The sequence below is a fragment of the Streptomyces yatensis genome (assembly GCF_018069625.1).
Lineage (GTDB): Bacteria > Actinomycetota > Actinomycetes > Streptomycetales > Streptomycetaceae > Streptomyces > Streptomyces yatensis.
Genome location: NZ_CP072941.1, coordinates 4,293,397 through 4,315,495 on the forward strand (window position 1 = coordinate 4,293,397; position 22,099 = coordinate 4,315,495).

At 72.6% G+C, this 22,099-nt stretch carries 19 protein-coding genes; 9 read left to right on the forward strand and 10 right to left on the reverse strand.

Annotation, left to right across the window (positions count from 1 at the left end; all coding sequences use genetic code 11):
• The first annotated feature begins 81 nt into the window (after window positions 1-81).
• From J8403_RS17590 to J8403_RS17615, 6 genes are all read left to right on the forward strand, one after another.
• The gene (locus tag J8403_RS17590; RefSeq protein ID WP_425519806.1) at window positions 82-1,359 is read left to right on the forward strand and encodes a serine hydrolase domain-containing protein; all 1,278 of its coding nucleotides are present in this window, start codon (window positions 82-84) and stop codon (window positions 1,357-1,359) included.
• A 365-nt stretch (window positions 1,360-1,724) separates the two neighbouring features.
• On the forward strand, window positions 1,725-3,005 hold the full coding sequence (locus J8403_RS17595; RefSeq protein ID WP_211124028.1) for a sensor histidine kinase: 1,281 nt from the start codon (window positions 1,725-1,727) through the stop codon (window positions 3,003-3,005).
• Window positions 3,002-3,955 carry a sigma factor-like helix-turn-helix DNA-binding protein gene (locus J8403_RS17600; protein ID WP_211124029.1) on the forward strand — a complete coding sequence of 318 codons (954 nt, stop codon included), beginning with the start codon at window positions 3,002-3,004 and terminating at the stop codon, window positions 3,953-3,955. The genes J8403_RS17595 and J8403_RS17600 overlap by 4 nt, the downstream gene beginning before the upstream one ends.
• Window positions 3,956-4,146: 191 nt before the next feature.
• On the forward strand, window positions 4,147-4,596 hold the full coding sequence (locus tag J8403_RS17605; RefSeq protein ID WP_211124030.1) for a hypothetical protein: 450 nt from the start codon (window positions 4,147-4,149) through the stop codon (window positions 4,594-4,596).
• Window positions 4,590-4,904 carry a hypothetical protein gene (locus J8403_RS17610; RefSeq protein ID WP_208515972.1) on the forward strand — a complete coding sequence of 105 codons (315 nt, stop codon included), beginning with the start codon at window positions 4,590-4,592 and terminating at the stop codon, window positions 4,902-4,904. The genes J8403_RS17605 and J8403_RS17610 overlap by 7 nt, the downstream gene beginning before the upstream one ends.
• Before the next feature lie 89 nt (window positions 4,905-4,993).
• On the forward strand, window positions 4,994-6,067 hold the full coding sequence (locus tag J8403_RS17615; protein WP_246585880.1) for an ATP-binding protein: 1,074 nt from the start codon (window positions 4,994-4,996) through the stop codon (window positions 6,065-6,067).
• Between the two features lie 277 nt (window positions 6,068-6,344).
• Here the strand turns inward: J8403_RS17615 and J8403_RS17620 are convergent, their stop codons facing one another.
• The 5 genes from J8403_RS17620 to J8403_RS17640 form a co-directional block, all read right to left on the reverse strand.
• The gene (locus J8403_RS17620) at window positions 6,345-7,115 is read right to left on the reverse strand and encodes an energy-coupling factor ABC transporter ATP-binding protein (RefSeq protein ID WP_211124031.1); all 771 of its coding nucleotides are present in this window, start codon (window positions 7,113-7,115) and stop codon (window positions 6,345-6,347) included.
• Window positions 7,112-7,876 carry a cobalt ECF transporter T component CbiQ gene (gene cbiQ / locus J8403_RS17625; RefSeq protein ID WP_211124032.1) on the reverse strand — a complete coding sequence of 255 codons (765 nt, stop codon included), beginning with the start codon at window positions 7,874-7,876 and terminating at the stop codon, window positions 7,112-7,114. Before cbiQ ends, J8403_RS17620 begins: the two co-directional genes overlap by 4 nt.
• Before the next feature lie 2 nt (window positions 7,877-7,878).
• Window positions 7,879-9,018 (reverse strand): energy-coupling factor ABC transporter permease, encoded by a 1,140-nt coding sequence (locus tag J8403_RS17630; RefSeq protein ID WP_211124033.1) that lies wholly within the window; start codon window positions 9,016-9,018, stop codon window positions 7,879-7,881.
• Between the two features lie 194 nt (window positions 9,019-9,212).
• Window positions 9,213-11,456, reverse strand: coding sequence for an MMPL family transporter (locus J8403_RS17635; RefSeq protein WP_211124034.1), 2,244 nt, complete (start codon window positions 11,454-11,456; stop codon window positions 9,213-9,215).
• A gap of 135 nt (window positions 11,457-11,591) precedes the next feature.
• Window positions 11,592-12,209 (reverse strand): TetR/AcrR family transcriptional regulator, encoded by a 618-nt coding sequence (locus tag J8403_RS17640; protein WP_237513745.1) that lies wholly within the window; start codon window positions 12,207-12,209, stop codon window positions 11,592-11,594.
• A 133-nt stretch (window positions 12,210-12,342) separates the two neighbouring features.
• Between J8403_RS17640 and J8403_RS17645 the strand changes: the two genes are divergently transcribed.
• Entirely contained in the window at window positions 12,343-15,705 is a 3,363-nt protein-coding gene (locus tag J8403_RS17645) for a S41 family peptidase (RefSeq protein ID WP_211124035.1), read from the forward strand.
• Between the two features lie 169 nt (window positions 15,706-15,874).
• Here J8403_RS17645 and J8403_RS17650 read toward each other — a convergent pair whose 3' ends face one another.
• The 4 genes from J8403_RS17650 to J8403_RS17665 all read right to left on the reverse strand — a co-directional run bounded on the left by J8403_RS17650 (window position 15,875) and on the right by J8403_RS17665 (window position 19,690).
• Window positions 15,875-16,192: a hypothetical protein gene (locus J8403_RS17650; protein ID WP_211124036.1), complete on the reverse strand. Its 318-nt coding sequence runs from the start codon at window positions 16,190-16,192 to the stop codon at window positions 15,875-15,877.
• 119 nt (window positions 16,193-16,311) lie between these two features.
• Window positions 16,312-17,217 (reverse strand): SDR family oxidoreductase, encoded by a 906-nt coding sequence (locus J8403_RS17655; RefSeq protein WP_211124037.1) that lies wholly within the window; start codon window positions 17,215-17,217, stop codon window positions 16,312-16,314.
• Window positions 17,214-18,164 (reverse strand): alpha/beta fold hydrolase, encoded by a 951-nt coding sequence (locus tag J8403_RS17660; RefSeq protein ID WP_211124038.1) that lies wholly within the window; start codon window positions 18,162-18,164, stop codon window positions 17,214-17,216. The genes J8403_RS17655 and J8403_RS17660 overlap by 4 nt, the downstream gene beginning before the upstream one ends.
• Window positions 18,161-19,690 (reverse strand): flavin-containing monooxygenase, encoded by a 1,530-nt coding sequence (locus J8403_RS17665; protein WP_211128302.1) that lies wholly within the window; start codon window positions 19,688-19,690, stop codon window positions 18,161-18,163. Before J8403_RS17665 ends, J8403_RS17660 begins: the two co-directional genes overlap by 4 nt.
• A 188-nt stretch (window positions 19,691-19,878) precedes the next feature.
• Here J8403_RS17665 and J8403_RS17670 point away from each other — a divergent pair, with 188 nt between their 5' ends.
• Window positions 19,879-20,580, forward strand: coding sequence for a MerR family transcriptional regulator (locus J8403_RS17670; protein ID WP_246586346.1), 702 nt, complete (start codon window positions 19,879-19,881; stop codon window positions 20,578-20,580).
• Between the two features lie 48 nt (window positions 20,581-20,628).
• Here the strand turns inward: J8403_RS17670 and J8403_RS17675 are convergent, their stop codons facing one another.
• Entirely contained in the window at window positions 20,629-21,432 is an 804-nt protein-coding gene (locus J8403_RS17675; RefSeq protein WP_211124040.1) for an exodeoxyribonuclease III, read from the reverse strand.
• A gap of 63 nt (window positions 21,433-21,495) precedes the next feature.
• On the opposite strand from J8403_RS17675, the gene J8403_RS17680 reads away from it, so the two are divergent.
• Window positions 21,496-22,050, forward strand: a complete 555-nt coding sequence (locus J8403_RS17680; protein WP_211124041.1) for a GNAT family N-acetyltransferase — start codon at window positions 21,496-21,498, stop codon at window positions 22,048-22,050.
• Window positions 22,051-22,099: the final 49 nt, after the last annotated feature.

Below are 22,099 nucleotides of genomic sequence, written 5' to 3' on the forward strand. Positions count from 1 at the left end.
ATGATCCTCACCCGCGGGACGTTGCACCATAAGGAGAAACACAGCACGCACGCGCGGGTCGGCATGGCGGGAGTCGGATCAGTGGTGGACGTCCAGGGCACGGTGGCCGACGGTTTCGAACCGGTCCGGGACGCCTTCGCGGCGAACTTCACCCGGCACGGCGAGCGTGGTGCGGCCATGGTGCTCTACCGGGAGGGCGAAAAGGTCGTCGATCTGTGGGGCGGCACGAAGGCCCCCGACACGGACACCTCCGATACGGACACCTCCGATACGAAGGCCCCCGACGACGGCGAGAACGGCCCCGGGGCTTCCGGCGGCGTTCCCGAGCCCTGGACCCAGGACACCGCCCAGGTCGTCCGGTCGGTCACCAAGGGCGTCGCCGCCGCCGTGCCGCTGCTGCTGCACCAGCGCGGCCAGCTGGACCTGGACGGCCGGGTGAGCACCTACTGGCCGGAGTTCAAGGCGGCCGGCAAGGAGCGGGTGCTGGTGCGGCATCTGCTGGCGCACCGCACCGGCGTGCCCGTGCTCGACACCCCGCTGACCCCCGCCGAGGCTGTCGACGGCATATCCGGGCCGCGGGCCGTCGCCGCCCAGCGGCCCGTATGGGAGCCCGGTACGGCGCACGGCTACCACGCCCAGACGTACAGCTGGCTGCTGGGCGAGCTGGTGCGCAGGGTCACCGGGCGGACCATCGGGCGCTGGATCGCCGAGGAGATCGCCCGCCCGCTGGGGCTCGACCTGTGGCTCGGGCTGCCCGAGGAGCAGCGGGCCCGGGTCGGCCGGATCGCGGCGGTGGAGGCCCTGGCCGCGCCCGCCGCCCACGGGCCGCGGATTCGTCCCAAGCGGTCGGTCGCCGAGGCGTATCGGGATCCCGAGTCGCTGACCCGGCGGGCGTTCGCCGCGATCACCCCGGTGCCGGACGAGAACGACCCCGCCTATCTCGCCGCCGAGCTGCCCGCCTCGGGCGGGGTGGCCACCGCCGAGGCGCTGGCCCGCTTCTACGCGGCGCTGATCGGCCCGCTGCCCTCGGCCCGTACGGCCCGCTCGGGGGGCCGGCTCTTCGCCCCGGCGACGCTCACGATGGCCCGTACGGAGGAGTCCGCGGGGCCGGACCGGGTCCTGGTCGTCGGCACCCGCTACGGCCTCGGCTACATGCTGCACGGCCCGGCCTGCCCGCTGCTGGGGCCGGGCTCCTTCGGCCACCCGGGGCGCGGGGGCTCGCTCGCCTTCGCCGACCCGGAGGCGCGCATCGGCTTTGCCTACGTCACCAACGGTATGCGGCGCGGTGTCACCGCGGATCCGCGTGCGCAGGCGCTGGTGCGCGCGGTGCGGACCAGTCTGGCGGCGCGGGAGGCGTAACGGCCCGAGGCGCCGCAGGTGCGGCGGGGCGGCGCGGGAGACATGGCGCCACGCGCCCCCGGTATGCCTCCGAGCGCCCTCCCGTACCCGCGCACGCGGCTCCGCCAGGGCCAAGGGTCCCTGTTGCGCCGTCCCTCGGCCCCTCCACACTGGAGCCAGGGAACATCGGGGGGCACGTGGCTCGGTTACGGGGGCGGTTGCGGCCGCGTTTAGGGGCGTGGCCGTGGCCGCGCGAGGAACGACACCAGGGGCGCGCGCGGGCGCCGCGCCCCGTCGACGGGCATCATCCGGCCGACGGACATCATCCGGCCGCCGAACCACCGGCCGACCGGCACCGGCTGGCCCGCCGGGACATGGAATGGCAGATGCTGCGCATCCTGCTGATCTTCCGGCTGATGCACGGCATCCAGCTGGCGGTGACGGTGCCCGGGATCGCCGGCCATCTGGCGCACCGCGGCAGGGCGTTGCTGCTGCTGAGCGCGGTGGTGGCCGAATCCCTGTGGTTCGTCGGGCACATCGCCCGTAACCACCGGCGGGTGATCGCGTACGACACCGAGCGCCGGGAGGGCGCGGGCGGTCGGCCCGATCCGCGGGACACGCCGCCGGCCACGCCCCACGCCACGCCGCCGACCACCTACGACGGTCCGGCGGCCGGTGTGGAGCTGTGCTCGGCCGTCGCGTTCCTGTGGGCCTGTGCGCTGGTCCTGGGCCCCCACCGGTCGCAGGACATGGCCCCGCTGCTGGTGCTGACCACCGAGCAGATCTCCGCCGCGGGCATCGGCTCGGCGCTCGGCCAGCCACGGCGGGTGCTGATCGCCGCCACCTGCGCGATCGCCGCCTCCTACGCCGCGGTCATCGCCCTGGGCGACGGCGGCCCGCAGGCGCTGGCCCACTCCGATGTGCTCATCGGGCTCACCGGCTACGGGGCGCTGGCGTACCTCATCCGCCGCGGCGCCAAGTTCCTGCTGCAACTCGCCGCCGACCTGGGCGATATGAGCCTTCAGCTGCATGAGCAGGAACAGCGGAAGCTGCTGGCCATCGAGCTCCACAACCACCTCGGCCACACCCTCAACGCCTTCCAGAGGATCGACGCCTCGGACCCCGAGCAGATCGACTCGCTGCGCAAATCGGCGGTGGTGGCGCGGGAGCGGCTGGCCACCTTCATCGGCACCGGGCGGTTCAGCGAGTCGGTGCCGCTGATCGGCATGGTCCACCGGCAGGTCGCCCTGGCGACCAACGACACCCTCACCGTGGAGCCCATCGTCACCGAGCGCGTGGTCGGCGCCGCGGCCCGGGTGCTGCCGTCCCAGGTGGAGCTGATGGAGGCCGCGCTGCGCGCCGCGCTGATCAATGTGCCGCGCAGCGGCGGGGTGCATGACGCGGTGCTGCATGTGGACCTCGTCGAGGACGCCGACGGCGCCGGGCTGGTGGAGCTGGTGGTCACCGACGAGGGCGTGGGCTTCCCGCCCGAGGTGCTGGCGCGCGGCGTCGGCGCCATGCGCTCACTGGCGCTCCACGACCGGCTGCTGCGCGAGCGGGGCGGGGCGTTGCGGGTGCGGTCGGTCGCCGGGTTCACCCAGGTGACGCTCACCCTGCCGATCCAACGAGAGAGCACGACCGAGCCGAGTCAAGGGGGCGTCGGATGAGAGACGAGTCGGCCGAGCACGGACCCGAGCAGCCGCTGCAGGTGGCCGTGGTCGAGGACCATGAGATGACCAGACGGGGCCTGGTGGCCGCGCTGAACGCCGATTCACGGCTGACCGTGGTCAGCGAGGTGGACTCGGTGGAGCAGCTCGAGGTGAGCGGCGCGGAGTACGACGTGTGCGTGGCCGACATGATGGGCGTCGGCACCGCCGAGCAGTTCGCCGATCTGGTGCGGCGCTCGGATGTGGTGGTGTGCACGGCTGCGGAGCAGTGGCGCCAGCGGGTGGCCCCCTGGGTGTGCGGGGCGAAGGCGGTCTTCGGCAAGACGGTCGGCGCGGCGGTCCTGGCCAACGCCGTATGGGACGCCCGCCACCATCCGCACTGGCTGAAACCGCATCTGGCCTCCGCCCTGGAGACCGCGGTGCGCGAATGCGGGCTCAGCGTGCCGCCGTACTTCGCCGATCTGCTGGGGCGCACGGCCCGCGGCGGCCGGGTGGCCTGGATCCTGGAGGAGCTGGAGGTCAGCGAGAAGCGCTACGGGGAGGATCTGCGGGACTTCCGGAGGCAGTGCGCGCGGGCCGGGCTCGGCCAGCTGACCCTGCTGGACGCGCTCTATATGGCCTCGTCGGCGCCGCAGGCGCCCGCCCATGAGCCCGTGGTGTTCTCCTCCTGGGCGGCGGGGCTGAGCGAGGGCCAGATCCGGGCGCTGGAGTGGTACGCGGACGGCTACTCGTACGAGGAGACGGCCCTCCAGCTCGATGTGAAGGTCTCCACGGTCCGTACGCAGATCGACCGGGCCATGACCGCCTGCGGGATCGTCTCCAAACCGGCCGACGTCCGCATGATGTTCGCGATGTACGTGTGCTCCCGGCACACCAAACCGGATCTGCTGCTGCGCCGGCTGACCGCCCTGGGGGCGCATCCGCCGCGCCGGGGCGGGGCCGAGCGGTGATGGCCGCCCGGGCTTCGTGGCCCGCGTGGACCGCCCGGACGTCGGTTTCTGTCGTCGCGGGCACCGACAGCGCCCGCCCGGATTTCGCACCGCATCGGGGGACGCGAAGCGACAGGCGCGGTGCGGAATATGGTCGTCGGGCCCTCGCGGGGGAACCGGGGGCCCGCCCTTTCGAAGGACGGGGGAGAAGCATGCCCGACCAGCGCGCCTTGGGTGATACGGCGGCCGACGGCCGGTGCCTCGGCACCTTCGACGGGACGCTCCGCGAGGCGAGCGCCCCGCTGGAGTGCGGCGGCCGGAGCCGCGCGACCGGAAGCGGACGGAGCACCCGGAGCGCCCGGAGCACCCGGCGCGTACCGCTGCGGGCCGTGCTCACCTACCGCGATGTGGTCGCCTTCCTGGTCCGCAATCGCGCGCGGGCGCCGGAGGCGGCGGCGGGGGCCGTGCTGCGGCAGCGCGAGGGGCCGGTGTTCCTCGTGCAGACCTTCTTCCTGGACCAGGAGGGCGTACCGCTGCGCGACACCGGGACGCCGCCCGCCCCGGTGTGGGTCTGCCGGGCCCGGCGCCTGGACGGCGAGCTGCGCGCGGCCTTCGGCGACAAGGACCTCATCATCTTCGGGCAGGAGGCGCCGTCATGCTGAGTCTGTTGGGCATGGTCCTGCTGGCGCTCGGCGGGATCGGCGCGGTCGCGGTGGTCCATGTCGGGTGCGTGACCATCGAGTTCCTGGCGGACTGGTTCCGGTCCCAGGGCGAGCGGCTGCACTCCGATCCCGATCTGCGGGCGGTCACCGTCGCCGAGTCCATCCGCGACGGCGAGGTCAGCTATATCCAGGGGCTGTTCGACACCTCGCGGGAGCAGTTCGTCGAGGGCCGCCGGATCGAGGCGAAGCAGGCCGAGAAGCGGGTGCGCAGCGCCCACGCACACCACAGGGTCGCGGTCTGGGGCTGAGGGTTCGGGGACGGGTTCGGGGTTCGGGTTCGGGGTTCGGTCCGGGGATCGGTCCGGGGATCGGTCCGGCGTTTGAGGGGGGAGATCCAGTGAGGAACCTGGCAAGGACGTCGCGTATCGCCTTCGCCGTCACCGGGATTCCGGGCGGCGCCGACGATGTGGAGGCGGCGCTGCTGCGGACCCGGCTGATCGAGGCCGCGAAGGAGTTCAGCGGCCGCAACGGACCGCGGCCGCTCACCCTTACGGTCACCAACCAACCGCCGGGCGGGGAAAGGCAATCGGGGTCGGAGGCGGGATCGGGGGCCGGGCCGGAGCCGGACGAGCCGTCGATCGCCGAGCGGGCGCGGCAGTTCACCGCGACGCGGCCGCTGTACACCTTCGACCGCCTGGTGCTCCCGGAGCGGACGCTGGACCAACTGCTGCGCGCCGTGCACACCGTGGAGCAGCGCCGGGTGCTCTTCGACGACTGGGGTCTGCGCGAGATACAGCCGCATCCCGGCTCGGCGGTGAACCTGGAGGGCGCGCCCGGCACGGGGAAGACCCTGGCCGCCCACGCCCTCGCCGACCGGCTGGGACGTCCGCTGATCGCGGCCCGCGCCTCGCAGCTGGAGAGCAAATACCACGGCGAGGGCCCGAAGAACCTGGCGGCGCTCTTCCACGCGGCGCGTGAGCAGGGCGCGGTGCTCTTCCTGGACGAGGCGGACGCGCTCATGTCCGCGCGGTTCGAGACCATCAGCCAGGGCGCCGAGCACGCGGTGAACGCCATGCGCAGCGAGATGCTCACCGCCCTGGACCACCACGAGGGGCTGGTCGTCCTGGCCACCAACCTGGTGGCCTGCTATGACACGGCCTTCGACAGCCGGGTGTGGCATGTGCGCTTCCCGGCACCGGACGAGGCGGCGCGCGCCGGGATCTGGCGGCGCCATCTGCCCGACGCGCTCCCCCTCGCCGAGGACGTCTCCCCGGAGGGGCTGGCCGGGGTCGACGAGGTGACCGGGCGCGATATCCGCCGTGCGGTGATCGACGCGGCGGCGGAGGTGCTGCGGACGGGACAGCCGCGGGTGCGGCAGGCGGATCTGCTGGCGGCGGTGGAGCGGATCAAGGCCGGGCGGCCGTACCGAGCTGCGCCAACGCCGCTGTCCATGTCCGGCGGGGCCGGGTGATCGCGCGCCGCCCCGGCACGTATCCCCGCGCCTTCCCGCAGCACCGATACGCGGCTCCGCCGCGTGACAGGGGCTACGCCCCCGGGTCCAGGGCCCGGGGGCAGAGCCCCGGTCCGGGGTCCGGGGGCAGAGCCCCAGCTCCGGGGTCCGGGGCGGAGCCCCAGTTTCGGGAAGGGGCGGGGAGGGGAACAGCGCGCCGCGGGCGCCACGACCCGGCGGACACGCCTAAGCCCGTCATCTCACCGGCGCCCTCTCCCACCCGGAAACACCGGCACCTTCACCTCACCGGCACCGTCACCGAGCGGGGGTCGAACCCGAAGGGGAGCTCCAGCCGGTGTTCGCGCATCAGCTCCTCGTCGCACAGCAGCTCCTGCGTCCCGCCGTCCGCCGCGATCACCCCGCCGCTGAGGACCACCGAGCGCGGGCACAGCTCCAGCGCGTACGGCAGATCGTGGGTGACCATCAGCACGGTCACCTCCAGGGAGCGCAGGATGTCGGCGAGTTCGCGGCGCGAGGCCGGGTCGAGGTTGGACGAGGGCTCGTCCAGGACCAGGATCTCCGGCTCCATGGCCAGCACGGTCGCCACGGCCACCCGCCGGCGCTGCCCGAAGGAGAGGTGGTGGGGCGGCCGGTCGGCGAACTCCGCCATCCCGACTCGCTCCAGGGCGCGCCGCACCCGCTCCTCCAGCTCCGGGCCGCGCAGCCCGGCCGCGGCCGGACCGAAGGCCACGTCCTCGCGCACGGTCGGCATGAAGAGCTGGTCGTCCGGGTCCTGGAAGACGATGCCCACCCGGCGGCGGATCTCGGCCAGCCGCGCCTTCGCCACCGGCAGCCCCGCGACCGTGACGGTCCCGGCGCCCGCCGTGAGGATGCCGTTGAGGTGCAGCACCAGCGTGGTCTTGCCCGCGCCGTTGGGGCCGAGCAGCGCGACGCGCTCGCCGCGGGCCACGGTCAGATCGACGCCGAAGAGGGCCTGATGGCCATCGGGGTACGCATAGGCCAGACCGGCCACCTGGAGGGACGGCGGTGTGGTGGCGGGGTCGGTCATGGGAGCATCCATCCGGTCAGGCAGACCGCCAGCGCGGTCAGCGGGAGGGCGGCGGCGTACATCCACTGGGCACGGGACGCCGTCACATCGTCGATCACCGGCATGGTGCCCGTATAGCCCCGGCTGACCATCGCCAGGTGGACCCGTTCGCCCCGTTCGTAGGAGCGGATGAACAGCGCCCCGGCCGAGGAGGCGAGCGCCCCCCAGTGGCGCACCCCGCTCGCCTCGAACCCGCGTGACTGGCGGGCGATCCGCATCCGGCGCATCTCATCGGAGATGACGTCCCCGTAGCGGATCATGAACGAGGCGATCTGCACCAGCAGCGAGGGCATCCGCAGCCGCTGCAGCCCCAGCAGCAGGGCGCGCAGCTCGGTCGTGGAGGCCAGGAGGACGGAGGCGGCGACGCCGAGGGTGCCCTTGGCGAGGATGTTCCAGGCGCTCCACAGCCCGGACTCGCTGAGCGACATCCCCAGCACCGCCACCCGCGGGCCCTCCGCGATGAACGGCATCAGCACGGCGAAGGCCACGAACGGGATCTCGATCAGCAGCCGCCGCAGCAGATACCCGGCCGGTATCCGGGCCGCCGCCGCCACCCCGGCCAGCAGCAGCGCGTACGCCCCGAAGGCCCAGACGGCCTCGCGGGGCGTGGAGACGACGACGATGACGAAGCAGAAGACGGCGGCGATCTTGCAGTGCGGCGGGAGGGCGTGGACGGGCGACCGGCCCTCCCGGTAGAGCTTGTGCGCGTGTCCCGCGCCCATCGTCAGACCCGCTCGCTGTCGGCCGTCGCCCGGCGCCGCCGTACGACGATGAAGACGCCGGACCCGACGGCGAGCGTGGCGCCCACCCCGATCACCCCGGCGAGGCCGCCGGAGAGCCGGGCGTCGGAGATGTCCTTGACGCCGTAGTCGGCGAGCGGGGAGTCCTTGGCGGCGTGGTCCTCCTCCTTCGCGTCGATGCCCTTGTCATGGGCGACCTTCTCCAGCCCGTCGGGGCTGGCGGAGGCGTAGAAGCTCACAACCCCGGCGCACAGCAGCGCGGCGGCGAGCCCGGCGAACCACACGCGCCGTGCCGACCGCCGCGGCGCGGCGGCGGGCTCACGGGTCGCGACGGGCTCGCGAGTCTCGGGGGTCTCGGACGTCTCAGAGGCTTCGGAGGTCGCCGTCGAGGGTTCGGCCGCCGGAGCCCCGGCCCGGGCCACCGCTCCCGGCGCGGCCGGAGCGAGCGGGCTGTCGCGGATCTCCAGCGGACGCGCGGTCACGCCCCGCGCCCCGTAGACCAGATCCGGCCGTACGGCCACGACGGCACCGACCGTCAGCGCGGTGATCGCCGCCTCGCCGATGCCGATCAGCACATGCACCCCGACCATCGCCGCGAAGACCTTGCCGATCGCCACATCGGCCGTGCCGCCGAGCGCGTAGATCGCCGTGAAGGCCACCGCCGCGGCCGGTACGGAGACCAGCGCGGCCACAAAGGACGCCACGGTGACCGTACGGCGGCGATGGGGGGCCAGCTTCACGATCGTGCGGAAGATCGCGTACGCCACGACCGTGGTGACCAGGGCCATATCCGTGATGTTGACGCCGAGCGCCGTAAGGCCGCCGTCGGCGAACAGGACGCCCTGCATCAGCAGCACCACGGAGACGCACAACACCCCCGTATACGGCCCCACGAGTATCGCGGCCAGCGCCCCGCCCAGCAGATGCCCGCTGGTCCCGGCGGCGACGGGGAAGTTGAGCATCTGCACGGCGAAGATGAACGCCGCCACCAGCCCGGCCAGCGGCGCGGTCCGCTCGTCGAGCTCCCGCCGGGCACCGCGCAGACTGACCGCGACGGCCCCGGCGGCGACCACACCGGTCACCGCCGACACCGGCGCGTCGATGAATCCGTCGGGCACATGCATGGCGGGACTCCGCTCCTGAGCTGCTGCTATCGGCCCGATGGTAGCCCGTACCTGCAAGTCGTTCGCAAGAGCGCGGTCATCGCGGGATCGGGAGGAATCGCACCGGCCCACATGCCGACGGCGGCCTTCCGGGATCGGAAGGCCGCCGTCGGGCCGGAACGTAACGCCGGCGTCGGACGCGGTTCAGACGCAGATCAGACGCGGGTCAGCTCGGCGTCCGGGTCGGAGTCGTGCTGCTGGGCGGCGGGGGTCGCCTCGAGCTGCTTGCGCAGGCCCTCGCCCTCCACGTCCACGTTGGGCAGCGCCCGGTCCAGCCAGCGCGGGAGCCACCAGGCCGCCTTGCCGAGCAGCGCCAGCACCGCCGGGACGATGGCCATGCGGACCACGAAGGCGTCGAAGAGGACGGCGGTGGCGAGGCCGAAGCCGATCATCTTGATCATCGACTCGGACGAGCCGATGAACCCGGCGAAGACGCTGATCATGATGATCGCGGCCGCGGTGACCACCCGGGCGCCGTGCCGGAAGCCGGTGACGACGGCCTGGCCGGGGCGCTCGCCGTGGACGTACGCCTCCCGCATCCGGGTCACCAGGAAGACCTCGTAGTCCATCGCCAGACCGAACACCACACCGATCATGAAGATCGGCATCATGCTCATGATCGGGCCGGTCTCCTCGACGCCGAACAGATCGGCCAGCCAGCCCCACTGGAAGACCGCGACCACCGCGCCGAGCGCCGCCACGACGGAGAGCAGGAAGCCGAGCGCCGCCTTGAGGGGCACCAGGACGGACCGGAAGACGACCATCAGCAGCAGGAAGGCCAGGCCGACGACGAGCACCAGATAGGGCACCAGCGCGTCGTTGAGCTTCTGGGAGATGTCGATGTTCATCCCCGTCTGGCCGGTCACCAGCACCTCGGCGCCGGTGTCGGCCTTGAAGCCGCTCGCCTCGTCCCGGATGTCACCGACCAGGTTCTCGGTGTCGATGCTGCTCGGCTTGTACTTGGAGATGACGGTGAGCGTCGCCGTATCACCGGCCTTGTTGAACGTGGCCGGGCTGACACCGGCCACACCGTCCAGGCCGGTGATGGTCTTACGGACCTGCTGGGCCGCGCCCTTGGCGTCATCGCTGCCCTTGGCGTCCACGACCACCATCAGCGGACCGTTGTAGCCGGGGCCGAAGCCGTCGGAGATCGCGTCGTACGCCTGGCGCTTCTGGCTGCTGACCGGCTGCGAGCCGTCGTCCGGCAGACCGAGCTCCAGGCTGACGGCGGGCACGGCGGCCGCACCGAGGCCGAGCACGGCCACCAGGAGCACCATCAGCGGGCGGCGCAGCACGAAACGCGCCCAGCGGGTGCCCATATTGGGCTTCTCCTCGGCGGAGGCGTCCGGACCCGCCGCGAGGCGCTCCTCCAGCCGCCGGCGCGCCTTGCGCCCGAACACCCGCTTGCCCGCGAAGCCCAGCACCGCCGGGATGAGGCTGATCGCGATGAGGACGGCGATGACGACCGTACCGGCCGCGGCGAAGCCCATCTTGGTCAGCATGGGGATGTTGACGACGGCGAGGCCGACCAGCGCGATGACCACCGTAAGGCCGGCGAAGACGACCGCGGAGCCCGCGGTGCCCACGGCACGTCCGGCGGCTTCCTCCCGGTCCCGCCCCTCGGCGAGCTCCGCGCGGTAGCGGGAGACGATGAACAGCGCGTAGTCGATGCCGACCGCGAGGCCGATCATCATCGCCAGTGTCGAGGTGGTGCTGGACAGCCCCAGCGTGGTGGCGAGCGCGGTGATCGACGAGATGCCGATGCCGACGCCGATGAGCGCGGTCATCAGCGGCAGTCCGGCGGCCACCAGCGAGCCGAAGGTGATGGCGAGGACGACCGCGGAGATCGCGATACCGATGATCTCGGTCGATCCGGTCTCCGGCATCTCCTGGAGCGCGTCACCGCCGATCTGCACCTTCAGGCCCGACTTCTCGGCCTTCTCCCCCACCTCCTTCAGACCGTCCTTGGCGGGGCCCTTCAGCTCCATGGAGTTGACCTTGTAGCTGGTCAGGATGTACGCCGTGGAGCCGTCCTTGCTGACGGCCTGGGCCTGGTACGGGTCGGCGACCGAGGCGACCTGCGGCGAGCTCGCCTTCAGGTCGGCGACGGTCTTGGTGACCACCGCCTTGTTGTCCGGGTCGGTCATCTTCTCGCCGCTCGGGGCGCGGAAGACCACACGGGCGGTGGCGCCGTCCGCGTTACCTCCGGGGAACCGCTGTTCCAGCAGGTCGAATGCCTTCTGGGCCTCGGTGCCGGGGATGGAGAAGCTGTCGTTGGCGGGCTGTGAGGCGGTGGCGGCGCCGACGCCCGCGACCGCGAGCAGCGCCACCCATATCAGGGCGACGAAGCCGCGTCGCCGGAAGGCGAACCGGCCGAGTTTATAAAGGAAGGTGGCCACGAGAAGAGGTGCTCCCGTCGGTTGGATGGCACTGGGCAGGGATGGGTGACCGAGCCGGCGACGAGAGCGGCGCGCCGGTCGGGGCCTTATGTGGTTGTGCGGGGAGAACGGGGAGGGGGAAGTGAGAGGGAAGGGCTACGCGGCGCCGAGCGCGGGGAGGATCACGGCGTCGATGTAGTCCAGGAGATACGTCTGGTCCGGCTGCTGACCGTCGACGAGCGGTCGGGCGATGAACGCGCCGCACACCATGTGCACGACGAAGTTCAAGGCGGGCCGGTCCGGGGCGATTTCGCCGCGGTCGACGGCGCGCCTCAGCAGCGCGTTGAGCGCGTCGATCTCGGGATAGATCAACAACTCTCGCAGGGCCTCATGAAGGTCCGGATTGTCGTGGCTTGCGTGGGCGAGTCCCCTCATCAGCGCGGCGTCCCGCTCCCGGGCGCTCTCCGAGCACCGCACGATCTCCTGCAGATCCCCGCGGAGCGTTCCGGTGTCGACACCCTCGAGCAGAACGGGCTTGGTGTGCCGCAGCGCGGTCGCGACCAGCTGCGGCTTGCCTTTCCACTGGCGGTAGAGCGTGGCCTTGCTGGAGTGCGTACGGGTCGCGACGGCGTCCATCGTCAGACCGTCGTACCCGACCTCGCCGAGCAGCTCCACCACCGCCTCGTACAACTCCCGCTCGCGCTCGGGGGAGAGTCGGCTGCGACGCACCCGGACGGTGTCCCGGTCCTCCGTTGCCTGGTCCATGGCCGGCATGGCGTGTCGCCTCCCTCCGAACGAAACGGTTTCGTACTTCTCCAGCATAAGCGCGCCGCTATCGAAACAGCACCGTTTCGCTCGTGGTCTAGGTCACAGAACCGAGTTGCTCCAAATGGCGTAGCTCGAAAACATGGGTGGGGTGGAGCCTTACGGAAGCGAAGACGACCTGGCCTATCTGCGATTTCCGCATCTGCACGGCGACTTGCTGTGCTTCGCGGCCGAGGACGACCTGTGGGTCGCCCCGCTGACCGCCCCCGGCGGGCCCCCCGGACGGGCCTGGCGGCTGACCGTGGACCGTACGCGCGTCGGACCTGCCCGCTTCTCCCCCGACGGCTCCCAGATCGCCTTCACCACCTGGCGCAGCCTCGACCCGGAGATCTATCTCGTGCCCGCGGCCGGCGGCCCGGCCCGCCGGCTGACCTACTGGGGCAGTACGGACGCCCAGGTCTGCGGCTGGACCCCGCCGGACCAGGACGGCGTCTCCCAGATCCTCGCGGTCTCCTCCCATGAGCAGCCGTTCTCCCACTTCTCCTGGGCCTACACGCTGCCCACCGACGGCAGCCCCGGCGGGCGGCTGCCCTGGGGGCCGGTGGCCGATATCGCGGTGGCCGACCTCGACGGCGAGCGCCGCACCCTGCTGCTGACCGGCAAGCCGCCGCATGAGCCCGCCACCTGGAAGCGCTACCGGGGCGGTGCGACGGGGCGGCTGTGGCTGCACGGCACCCGGCTCGCGGAGGAGCTGAACGGCCATCTGGACGCGACGATGTTCGTCGGCGGCCGGATCGCCTTCCTCTCCGACCACGAGGGCATCGGCAACCTCTACTCCTGTCTGCCCGACGGCACCGATCTGCGCCGCCACACCGACCACGCCGACTTCTACGCGCGCCATGCCTCGACCGACGGCTCCCGCGTGGTCTACCAGTGCGCGGGCGAACTGTGGCTGGTGGACGACCTGGGCCCGGACGGCGTGCCGCGCAAGCTGGACATCCGGCTGGGCGGGGCGCGCACCGGGCGGCGGCCCTACCAGGTGCCGGCCGCCTCGCACATCGACTCGCTGTCGGTGGACACCACCGGCCGGGCCAGCGCGGTGTGCGTCCGCGGCAGCCTGTACTGGCTCACCCACCGCGACGGCCCCGCCCGCACCCTCGCCGACACCCCGGGCGTCCGGGTGCGGCTGCCCGTGATGCTGGGCTCGACCGGCCGGGTCGCCTATCTCACCGACGCGGAGGGCGAGGACGCCATCGAGATCGCGCAGCTCCCCCGGGCCAGCGGCCCCGGCGAGCCGCGCCGGCTGGCCGCCGGGCTGCTGGGGCGGGTGCATGAGCTGGAGTCCTCGCCCGACGGCGACCGGCTCGCGGTCGCCGCGGACGACGGGCGGCTGCTGCTGGTGGACACCTCCGCCGACGGGGACGGCGAGGTCACCGAGCTGATCCGGTCGGGCAACGGCCCGGTGGGCGACCTGGCCTTCTCCCCCGATTCGGCCTGGCTCGCCTGGTCGCATCCCGGGATAGGCCGCACCCTGCGCTCGATCAAGATCGCGCGGCTGGCCGACCGGACCATAGTGGACGTGACCAACGGGCGGTTCGAGGACGAGGAGCCGGTCTTCACCAGCGACGGCCGCTATCTCGCCTTCCTCTCCTGGCGCGGCTTCGACCCGGTCTACGACGTCCACACCGGCGACCTCTCCTTCCCGCTCGGCTGCCGCCCCTACCTCGTACCGCTGTCCTCCGCCACCCCCTCACCCTTCGCGCTCTCCCCCGAGGGACGCCCGGCGGCGGGCGGGCTGGACCCGGACGACAGCGGGGACGACGGCGACGGCACGGTGACGGTCGAGGTGGAGGGGCTGGCCAGCCGGGTCACGGCCTTCCCGGTGTCCGCGTCCAAGTACTCCTCGCTGCACCCGGTCAGCGGCGGCGGACTGGTGTGGCTGCGCTGGCCGATCTCGGGCGCGCTCGGCGAGACGTTCGCCAACCCGGCCGAGACCTCGAGCCGCCCCACCCTGGAACACTTCGACCTGGCGAAGGCCAAGCGGACCGAACTCACCGGTGAGCTGGACTGGTTCGCGGTCAGCGGCGACGGCACCCGGCTGGTGGCCTACGACGACGGCGATCTGCGCGCGATGCCCGCCACCGAGACCGGCGACAGCGACTCCACGGTCCACCTCGACATGCGGCGGATCCAGCACACCGTCGATCCGGCGGCCGAGTGGCGCCAGGCGTACGACGAGGCCGGGCGCATCACCCGGCACTACTTCTGGGACCCGGGGATGTGCGGTGTCGACTGGGACGGGGTGCTCGACCAGTACCGTCCCCTGGTCGAACGGGTCGCCTCGCCCGACGAGTTCGCCGATCTGCTCCGCGAGACCCTGGGCGAGCTGGGCACCTCGCACGCCTACGTCGCCGCCGCGCGCCGCAACGAGGGCCCGCGCCACTACCAGCGCCCCATCGGACTGCTCGGCGCCAATCTCACCCGCACCAAGGACGGCCGGTGGGCGGTGGCCCGCATCCTGCCCGGTGAGTCCTCCGACTCCCGGGCCCGCTCGCCGCTGGCCGGTCTGGGCATCCGGGACGGCGCCGTCCTCACCCATGTCGACGGGCGCCCGGTGGACCCGGTGGCCGGTCCGTACCCGCTGCTGACGGCCGCGGGCGGCACGACGGTGGAGCTGACCTTCGAGCCGCCGGACGGCGAGGGGCCGGCCCGCCGGGTCGCGGTCTGCCCGCTGATCGACGACCGGCCGCTGCGCTACCAGGACTGGGTGGCCCAGCGCCGGGCCGTGGTACGGGAGTTGAGCGGCGGGCGGTGCGGCTATCTGCACATCCCCGATATGGGCGGCTCCGGGTGGGCGCAGTTCAACCGCGATCTGCGCCGCGAGATGTCGCTGCCCGCACTGATCGTGGACGTCCGGGGCAACGCGGGCGGCAATATCAGCGAGCTGGTGGTGGAGAAGCTCACCCGCAAGGTCATGGGCTGGGACCTCACCCGCAACGCCGAGCCCGTGTCGTACTCCAGCAACGCGCCGCGTGGGCCGATCGTCGCGGTCGCCGACGAGGCGACCTCCTCCGACGGCGACATGATCACCGCGGCCTTCAGGATCCAGGGCATCGGGCCGGTGGTGGGGGTGCGCACCTGGGGCGGGGTGGTCGGGATGACCGGACGTCATCGCCTGGGCGACGGCACGTCGATCACGGTGCCGATGAACGCCGCGTGGTTCGACGCCTACGGCTGGGGCGTGGAGAACCACGGTGTGGAGCCGGACATCGAGGCGCCGCGCTCCCCCGTGGACTGGGCGGAGGGCCGCGCTCCGCAGCTGGGGGTCGCCGTCCGTACGGCGCTCGATCTGCTGGAGCGGCATCCGGCCGCGACCCCGCCGGACTACTCGGACGTGCCCGATCTGCGGCGTCCCCAACTGCCGCCGCGCGAGGCGAGCAAGCCGTCGCGCAAGGGGAAGAAGCCGACCCGCAAGGGAAGTAAGCCGCCGCGCAAGGGGAAGTGAGCGCCGCGTCAGGAGAAGTGAGCGCTTCCGCCGGGAGGCGGCCGGGGCAGGAGCGGGGCGGGGCCGGAGCAGGAGCGGGGCCGGGGCAGGAACGGGGCCGGGCACAGACAGGCGCAGGGGCGCATTCCCATGGTCGCCCATGGGGATGCGCCCCTCCCGCCCTGGCGCGTCACATCTCTTCGAAGGGCTCCTGGTCCATCGTCTCGTCGCCCATGCCCGGCTGACGGCGCTCACGGCTCATCCGCTGGGACTGCCCGCGGGCCTCGGGCCGGTCCTGCTGGCCGCGGCGCTGCTCCTGCCCCGGCTCCCGGCGGGAGCGCTCCTCCATACGCTCACCGGACTGCATGCGGTCACCGGACTGCATCCGCTCGCCGGACTGCATGCGCTCACCGGGCTGCTGGCCGCGCCGCGGCTCCTGGCTCCGCCCGCCCTGCGGCTTCCGCTTGGCCTGCTGACCCTTGTCGTTCGGCTGGTCCTTGGGGCCCATGTGTCACTCCTCATCGGGTGAATGGCGTCGGGCCCGACAAGAGTTACATGTGCTGACTTTCTCCGCATTCCGGATCGGAGGAGTTGAAGAAAGCGCAGGTCAGCGCGGTTGACGGAGCGTTACTGGTAACGCTCCGTGCCCGCCGTGCGCGCCTTCTCGTCCGCCGCGCCGCCCTCGCCGACCAAACCGCCACGCCTCTCCCGGGTCGCCGCCAGCCGTGGTTCGGCGCGGCGCATCTCGCGCCGCCCCACGGCGTGGATGAACGCGGGCAGATAGCCGCGCACCGACTGCATACCGCGCAGCCACCACTGCGCGTACACATGCGCCGACCGGCGCTCGATGCCTGCCACCAGCCGGTCCACCGCCGGGCCCAGCGGATAGGTGCGGCCCGCGGGCCAGGGCAGCCGCTGCCGCAGCTCGCGCATCACCTCGTCCTGGTCGGCGCCGCGCACCATATCGGTGTCCGTCCAGCTCAGATAGCCCACGCCGACCCGCACTCCACGGTGGCCCACCTCGGCCCGCAGACTGTGGGCGAACGCCTCGACCCCCGACTTGGAGGTGCAGTACGCCGTCATCATGGGCGCGGGCGCGAGCGCGGCGAGCGAGGCGATCTGCAGCAGATAGCCGCGGCCGGCGATCAGCGCGGGCAGGAAGGCGCGGGCCGTGGTGACGCTGCCCAGCAGATTGACCTCGATCACCCGCCGCCAGGCCGTCTCGTCGGAGTCGAGGAACGGACCGGCCTGGGCCACACCCGCGTTGGCACAGACGATGTCCACCGCGCCGAACCGCTCCACGACCTCCGCCGCCACCCGCGCCATCGCCTCGGCGTCGGTGACATCGGCGTGCCAGTGGGCGGAGTCGGTCGGCAGCCGCTTGGAGACCCGCTTCAACTCCTCGGGCTCCAGGCCCACCAGCGCGACCTTCGCGCCGCGTGCGGAGAGCTTGCGCGCGAGCAGCTCGCCTACGCCCCGCGCCGCGCCCGTCACCACCGCGACCTGGCCCTCGAGGCTCCTGCGCGCACTCATGTCGTCTGCTCCTTCGCTTCGGCTGTTGTTGTGGGGCGGGACGTCCCGAACTCCTCGACCAGGCCGCGGATCACGCCGGTGACCGCCTCGGGATCCTCCACCGGGGTCATATGGCCGAGCCCCGGGAGCTCGATGAGGCCGGTGCAGTGCGGCAGCGCGGCGGCCAGGGCGTCGGCGTGCTCGGGCGGGGTGAGCCGGTCGGCGGTGCCGACGATGACGGCCGTGGGCATGGTCAGTTCGCCCACGCGCGCCTCCAGTTCGAGGTCGAGCAGGACCCGGCCCCATCCGCCGCGTACGGCGCGGGGGCAGGCGTGCAGGATCCGCGCGCACGCGTCCACCGCGGCCGGGTCGGCGCCGGGGCCCATCGTGGCGTAGCGCACCAGCCGCTTGGCCAGCGGGGTGACCGGGCCCAGCGGGGCGCGTGAGCCGAGGAGCACGCGGTGCATCCGCGCCCGGGCCCGCGGGGAGCGCAACGGCACCACCAGCGACCGGTCCACCAGCCGTGAGGCGCCCGTGCTGCACAGCACAGCGGCGGCCGCGCGCTCGCGCAGCGCGGGGCGGTCGGCCGCGGCCATCAGCGTCATCCCGCCCATGGAGTGGCCCGCCAGCACGGCCCGCCGACCGGGCGGAAGGGCCGCCTCCAGCACCGCCACCAGGTCGTCGGCCAGGGCATGGGTGCTGTAGCCGCCGGGCCCCGGGGCCGGGCTGCGGCCATGGCCGCGCTGGTCGTAGACGATCACCCGGTGGTCGGCCGCGAGGGCGCGCACCACCGGCGCCCAGAAGGCCGTGGAGCAGACCCAGCCGTGCGCGAGCAGGACCGCAGGGGCGTCCTCGGGGCCGTGCAGCTCCGTGTGGAGCCGGCTCCCGTCGGCCGAGACGGCCGTCAGCTCGCGCTCCGGGACGGGCGGGGCGTACGGCCCGACGGACGGGGAAGGAAGCCGCCTCACCGCGATCCCCTCCCCGCACCGGCCGTGGACACCGTGGCCTTGACGGGCCCGGTGTGCGGCCGCAGCACCGTGTACTCGTTCAGGTCCACGCGCCGGGTGACCTTCCGCAGCTCGCTGGTGGTCCCGGGCCACAGGGTGGTGTTGCGGCCGTTGTCGAGGTACCAGCTGTCGCAACCGCCGGTGTTCCACACCGTGCGCCGCATCCGTTCCTGGATCATGTCCGTGTAGGCGCGCACCGCGGACGGCCGGGCGTCCAGCGCGACCTTGCCGCCCAGGGTGTCCAACTGGCGCAGATAGTCCGCCAGATAGGCCAGCTGCGCCTCTATGACCAGGATCATCGAGCTGTTCCCGAGGCCGGTGTTGGGCCCGATGATGGTCAGGAAGTTGGGGAAGCCAGCCGGGCTGGTGCCGCGCAGCGCCTCCATCCCGCCCTTCCACTCCTCCGCGAGCGTCGTCCCGCGCGCCCCGGTGACCCGGTGGGCTATCGGGACGTCGGTCACATGGAAGCCGGTGCCGAAGATGATCGCGTCGGCCTCGGTCTCGGAGCCGTCGGCCCCGACGAGGGTGGCGCCGCGCACCTCCTTCAGCCCGGCCGGGACCACGTCCACATGCGGCTGGGCGAGCGCCGGATAGTAGTCGTTGGAGAGCAGGATGCGCTTGCAGCCGATGCGATAGTCCGGGGTCAGCGCCGCGCGCCGCGCGGGGTCCTTGATGGCCCGTCGCATATGGGCACCTGCCAGCCGCTCGACGAACCGCATCTCGCCCGGCCGCTTGGTGAAGGCCCCCACCTGCAGCTCCCGGATGCCCCACAGCACCCCGCGGCGCAGCGCCCGGGTGGCCGGGATCCTCGAGTGCAGCCATCGCTCCAGGCCGCTGATCCGGCGGTCCATCCGCGGCAGCACCCAGGGCGGGGTGCGCTGGAAGAGGGTGAGCCGGCCGACCTCGCGCTGGATGGCGGGGACGATCTGTATGGCCGAGGCGCCGGTGCCGATCATCGCCACGCGCTTGCCGCGCAGCTCGGCGGTGTGGTCCCAGCGCGCGGAGTGGAAGACGGCGCCGGGGAAGCCGTCGAGCCCGGGGATGTCCGGGATCCGGGGGTCGGCGAGCGGACCGGTGGCGCTGACCACGACATCGGCGGTCAGCGAGCCCCGCGCCGTCTCCACCTCCCAGTGCACCGCCGCGGAGTCCCAGCGCAGGGAGCGCACTTCGGCGCCGAAGCGCAGGTGCGGCCGCAGCCCGAAGGTGTCGGCGACCCGCTCCAGATACGCGCGGATATGCGGCTGGCCGGAGAAGTTCCGCGGCCAGTCGGGGTTGGGCGCGAAGGAGAACGAATACAGATGCGAGGGGACATCGCAGGCACACCCCGGATAGGTGTTGTCCCGCCAGGCCCCGCCGACCGCCTCCGCCCGCTCCAGGACCACGAAGTCCGTGATGCCCGAGCGGCGCAGCCGCACCGCCGCACCCAGACCGCCGAATCCGGCTCCGATCACCGCCACCCGCACATGCTCATGCGTCAGCCCAGCCATGCCGCCGCCTCCCACGAACGCGAATACGACCGTGCCAGCAATCACTGGCACGATGGGAGCGTAGGACAGGGATCTACCGAGCGGTAGGGGCTGTGGACAACGAAGTTACCGACGGTCGCACCCGACCGGCCGCGGCATAGGCTGACGTCGTGGCGACGAGCGAAGCGGACGAGGTACGCGAGTACCGCATGCCGGAACTGGCCGAGAAGGCCGGGATCACCGTGCGCACCCTGCGCTTCTACCGGGAGCGCAAGCTGATCCCGCCACCGCGCCGCGACGGCCGGATCGCCTGGTACAACGACCACCATCTGGCCCGGCTGCGGACGATCGCGGGACTGCTGGAGCGCGGCCACACCCTCGGCGGGATCGCCGAGTTGATCGCCGCCTTCGAAAGCGGCCGCCGGGACGTCGGCGAGCTGCTCGGGCTGCCCGGAGCCGTCGCCTCCTGGCCCTCGGAGACCCCGGTCCGGCTCACCCCCGAGGCGCTCGCGGACTACTTCCACGGCGAGGTCACCGCGGAGAACCTCACCACCTCGCTCGACCTCGGCTATCTGGCCGTCGACGGCGACGAGATCGTCCACCTCAGCCGCCGCCTGCTGGACGTCTCCCACACCCTGGTCGAACAGGGCGTCCCGCTGGCCGCGGTGCTCGCCGCGGCGCGCGAGGTGCGCGAGCATGTGGACGCGATCGCCGAGACCTTCGTCACACTGCTGCGCACCCACGTGGCGGCGGACGACCTGGAGCGCGGCGAGGACGTCGGCGAGACCGTGGAGCGGCTGCGGCCGCTGGCCACGAGCGTGGTGGACGCCGAGCTGACGCTGGCCATGAACCGCCGCATGCGGACGGAGGGCGACGAGACGCCACCCGGCGGCCACTCCGGGGATCAGTGAGCCCACGGAGGCCGGGGCGAGCCGACGGGGCCGGCGCCCCCGCGAAGGTCAGTGAGCCGAGCCGTAGGCCACCGTCACCGGGGCGTGGTCGCTCCACCGCTGGTCGTAGGCGGCCGCCCGCTCCACGACCGCCTTGACCGCGCGCCCGGCGAGCCCCGGGGTCGCGATCTGGTAGTCGATGCGCCAGCCCGCGTCGTTGTCGAAGGCCCGGCCGCGGTAGGACCACCATGAGTACGGACCGGCCACGTCCGGATGCAGGGCGCGCACCACGTCCACGTACCCCGCCTCCTCGAAGACGCTGGTCAGCCAGGCGCGTTCGTCCGGCAGGAACCCGGACTTCTTCTGGTTGGCCTTCCAGTTCTTGAGGTCGGCCTCCTGGTGGGCGATGTTCCAGTCGCCGGCCACCAGCGCCTCGCGCCCGCCGGCCGCCGCCCGTTCGCGCAGCTCCTTCAGATACGGAAGGAACTCCGCCATGAAGCGCTCCTTCTCGTCCTGGCGGTCCGTGCCGACCTCGCCCGAGGGGAGATACAGACTGCCGACGGTCACGCCGGGAAGATCGACCTCCACATAGCGGCCGCTGCCGTCGAACTCGGACGACCCGAAGCCGACTCGGACGCCCTCCAGCTCGCGCCGGGCGTACACCGACACCCCGGCCCGGCCCTTGGCCGCCGCGGGGGCGTGCACCACATGCCAGCCGTCGGGTTCGCGGACCGCCTCCGGCAGTTCCTTGGGTTCGGCGCGTACCTCCTGGAGGCACACCACATCGGCCGCGGTAGCGTCCAGCCAAGGGCCGAAGCCCTTCTTGGCGGCGGCGCGCAGCCCGTTTACATTCACGGTCGTCACGGTGAGCACCTCCGGCACGATACGCGACAAAAACCACGCGCCCATCCACTGCATAGAAGTACGATTTCTCGCATGAATATTCAACCCATCCGCTACGACCACCCCGACGCCCTCACACTCGACGAGGAAGTGCAGGCGGAGTACGCCGTGCGCTACGGCGAGGGCGATCTGACGCCCATGGACGCGGCCCACTTCGACCCCCCGCACGGCCTCTACCTCATCGCCTACGACCCGGACGGCACCCCGGTCGCGACCGGCGGCTGGCGCAGCCAGGAGCGGAGCGAGGAGGGCTACGAGGACGGGGACGCCGAGATCAAGCGGATGTTCGTGGTGCGCGCGGCGCGCGGCCGGGGGCTGGCACGGCGGATCCTCGCGGCGCTGGAGGACAGCGCGCGGGAGGCGGGGCGGGTGCGGATGGTCCTGGAGACCGGCACCGAGCAGCCCGAGGCCATAGAGCTGTACACCTCCTCCGGCTACGCACCGGTGCCGAAGTTCGGGCTCTACCGCTTCGAGGAGAGCAGCCGCTGCTACGCCAAGCTCCTTACGGCCGCGCCCGTGGAGCCATCCGTAAGCCCGACCGCAAGCCCGACCGCAGAGCCCTCCGCGAAGCCAACCGTAAGGCCATGACGAGGGGCCCGCTCCGGATCCGGAGCGGGCCCCTTACGTCTGCCGTGCG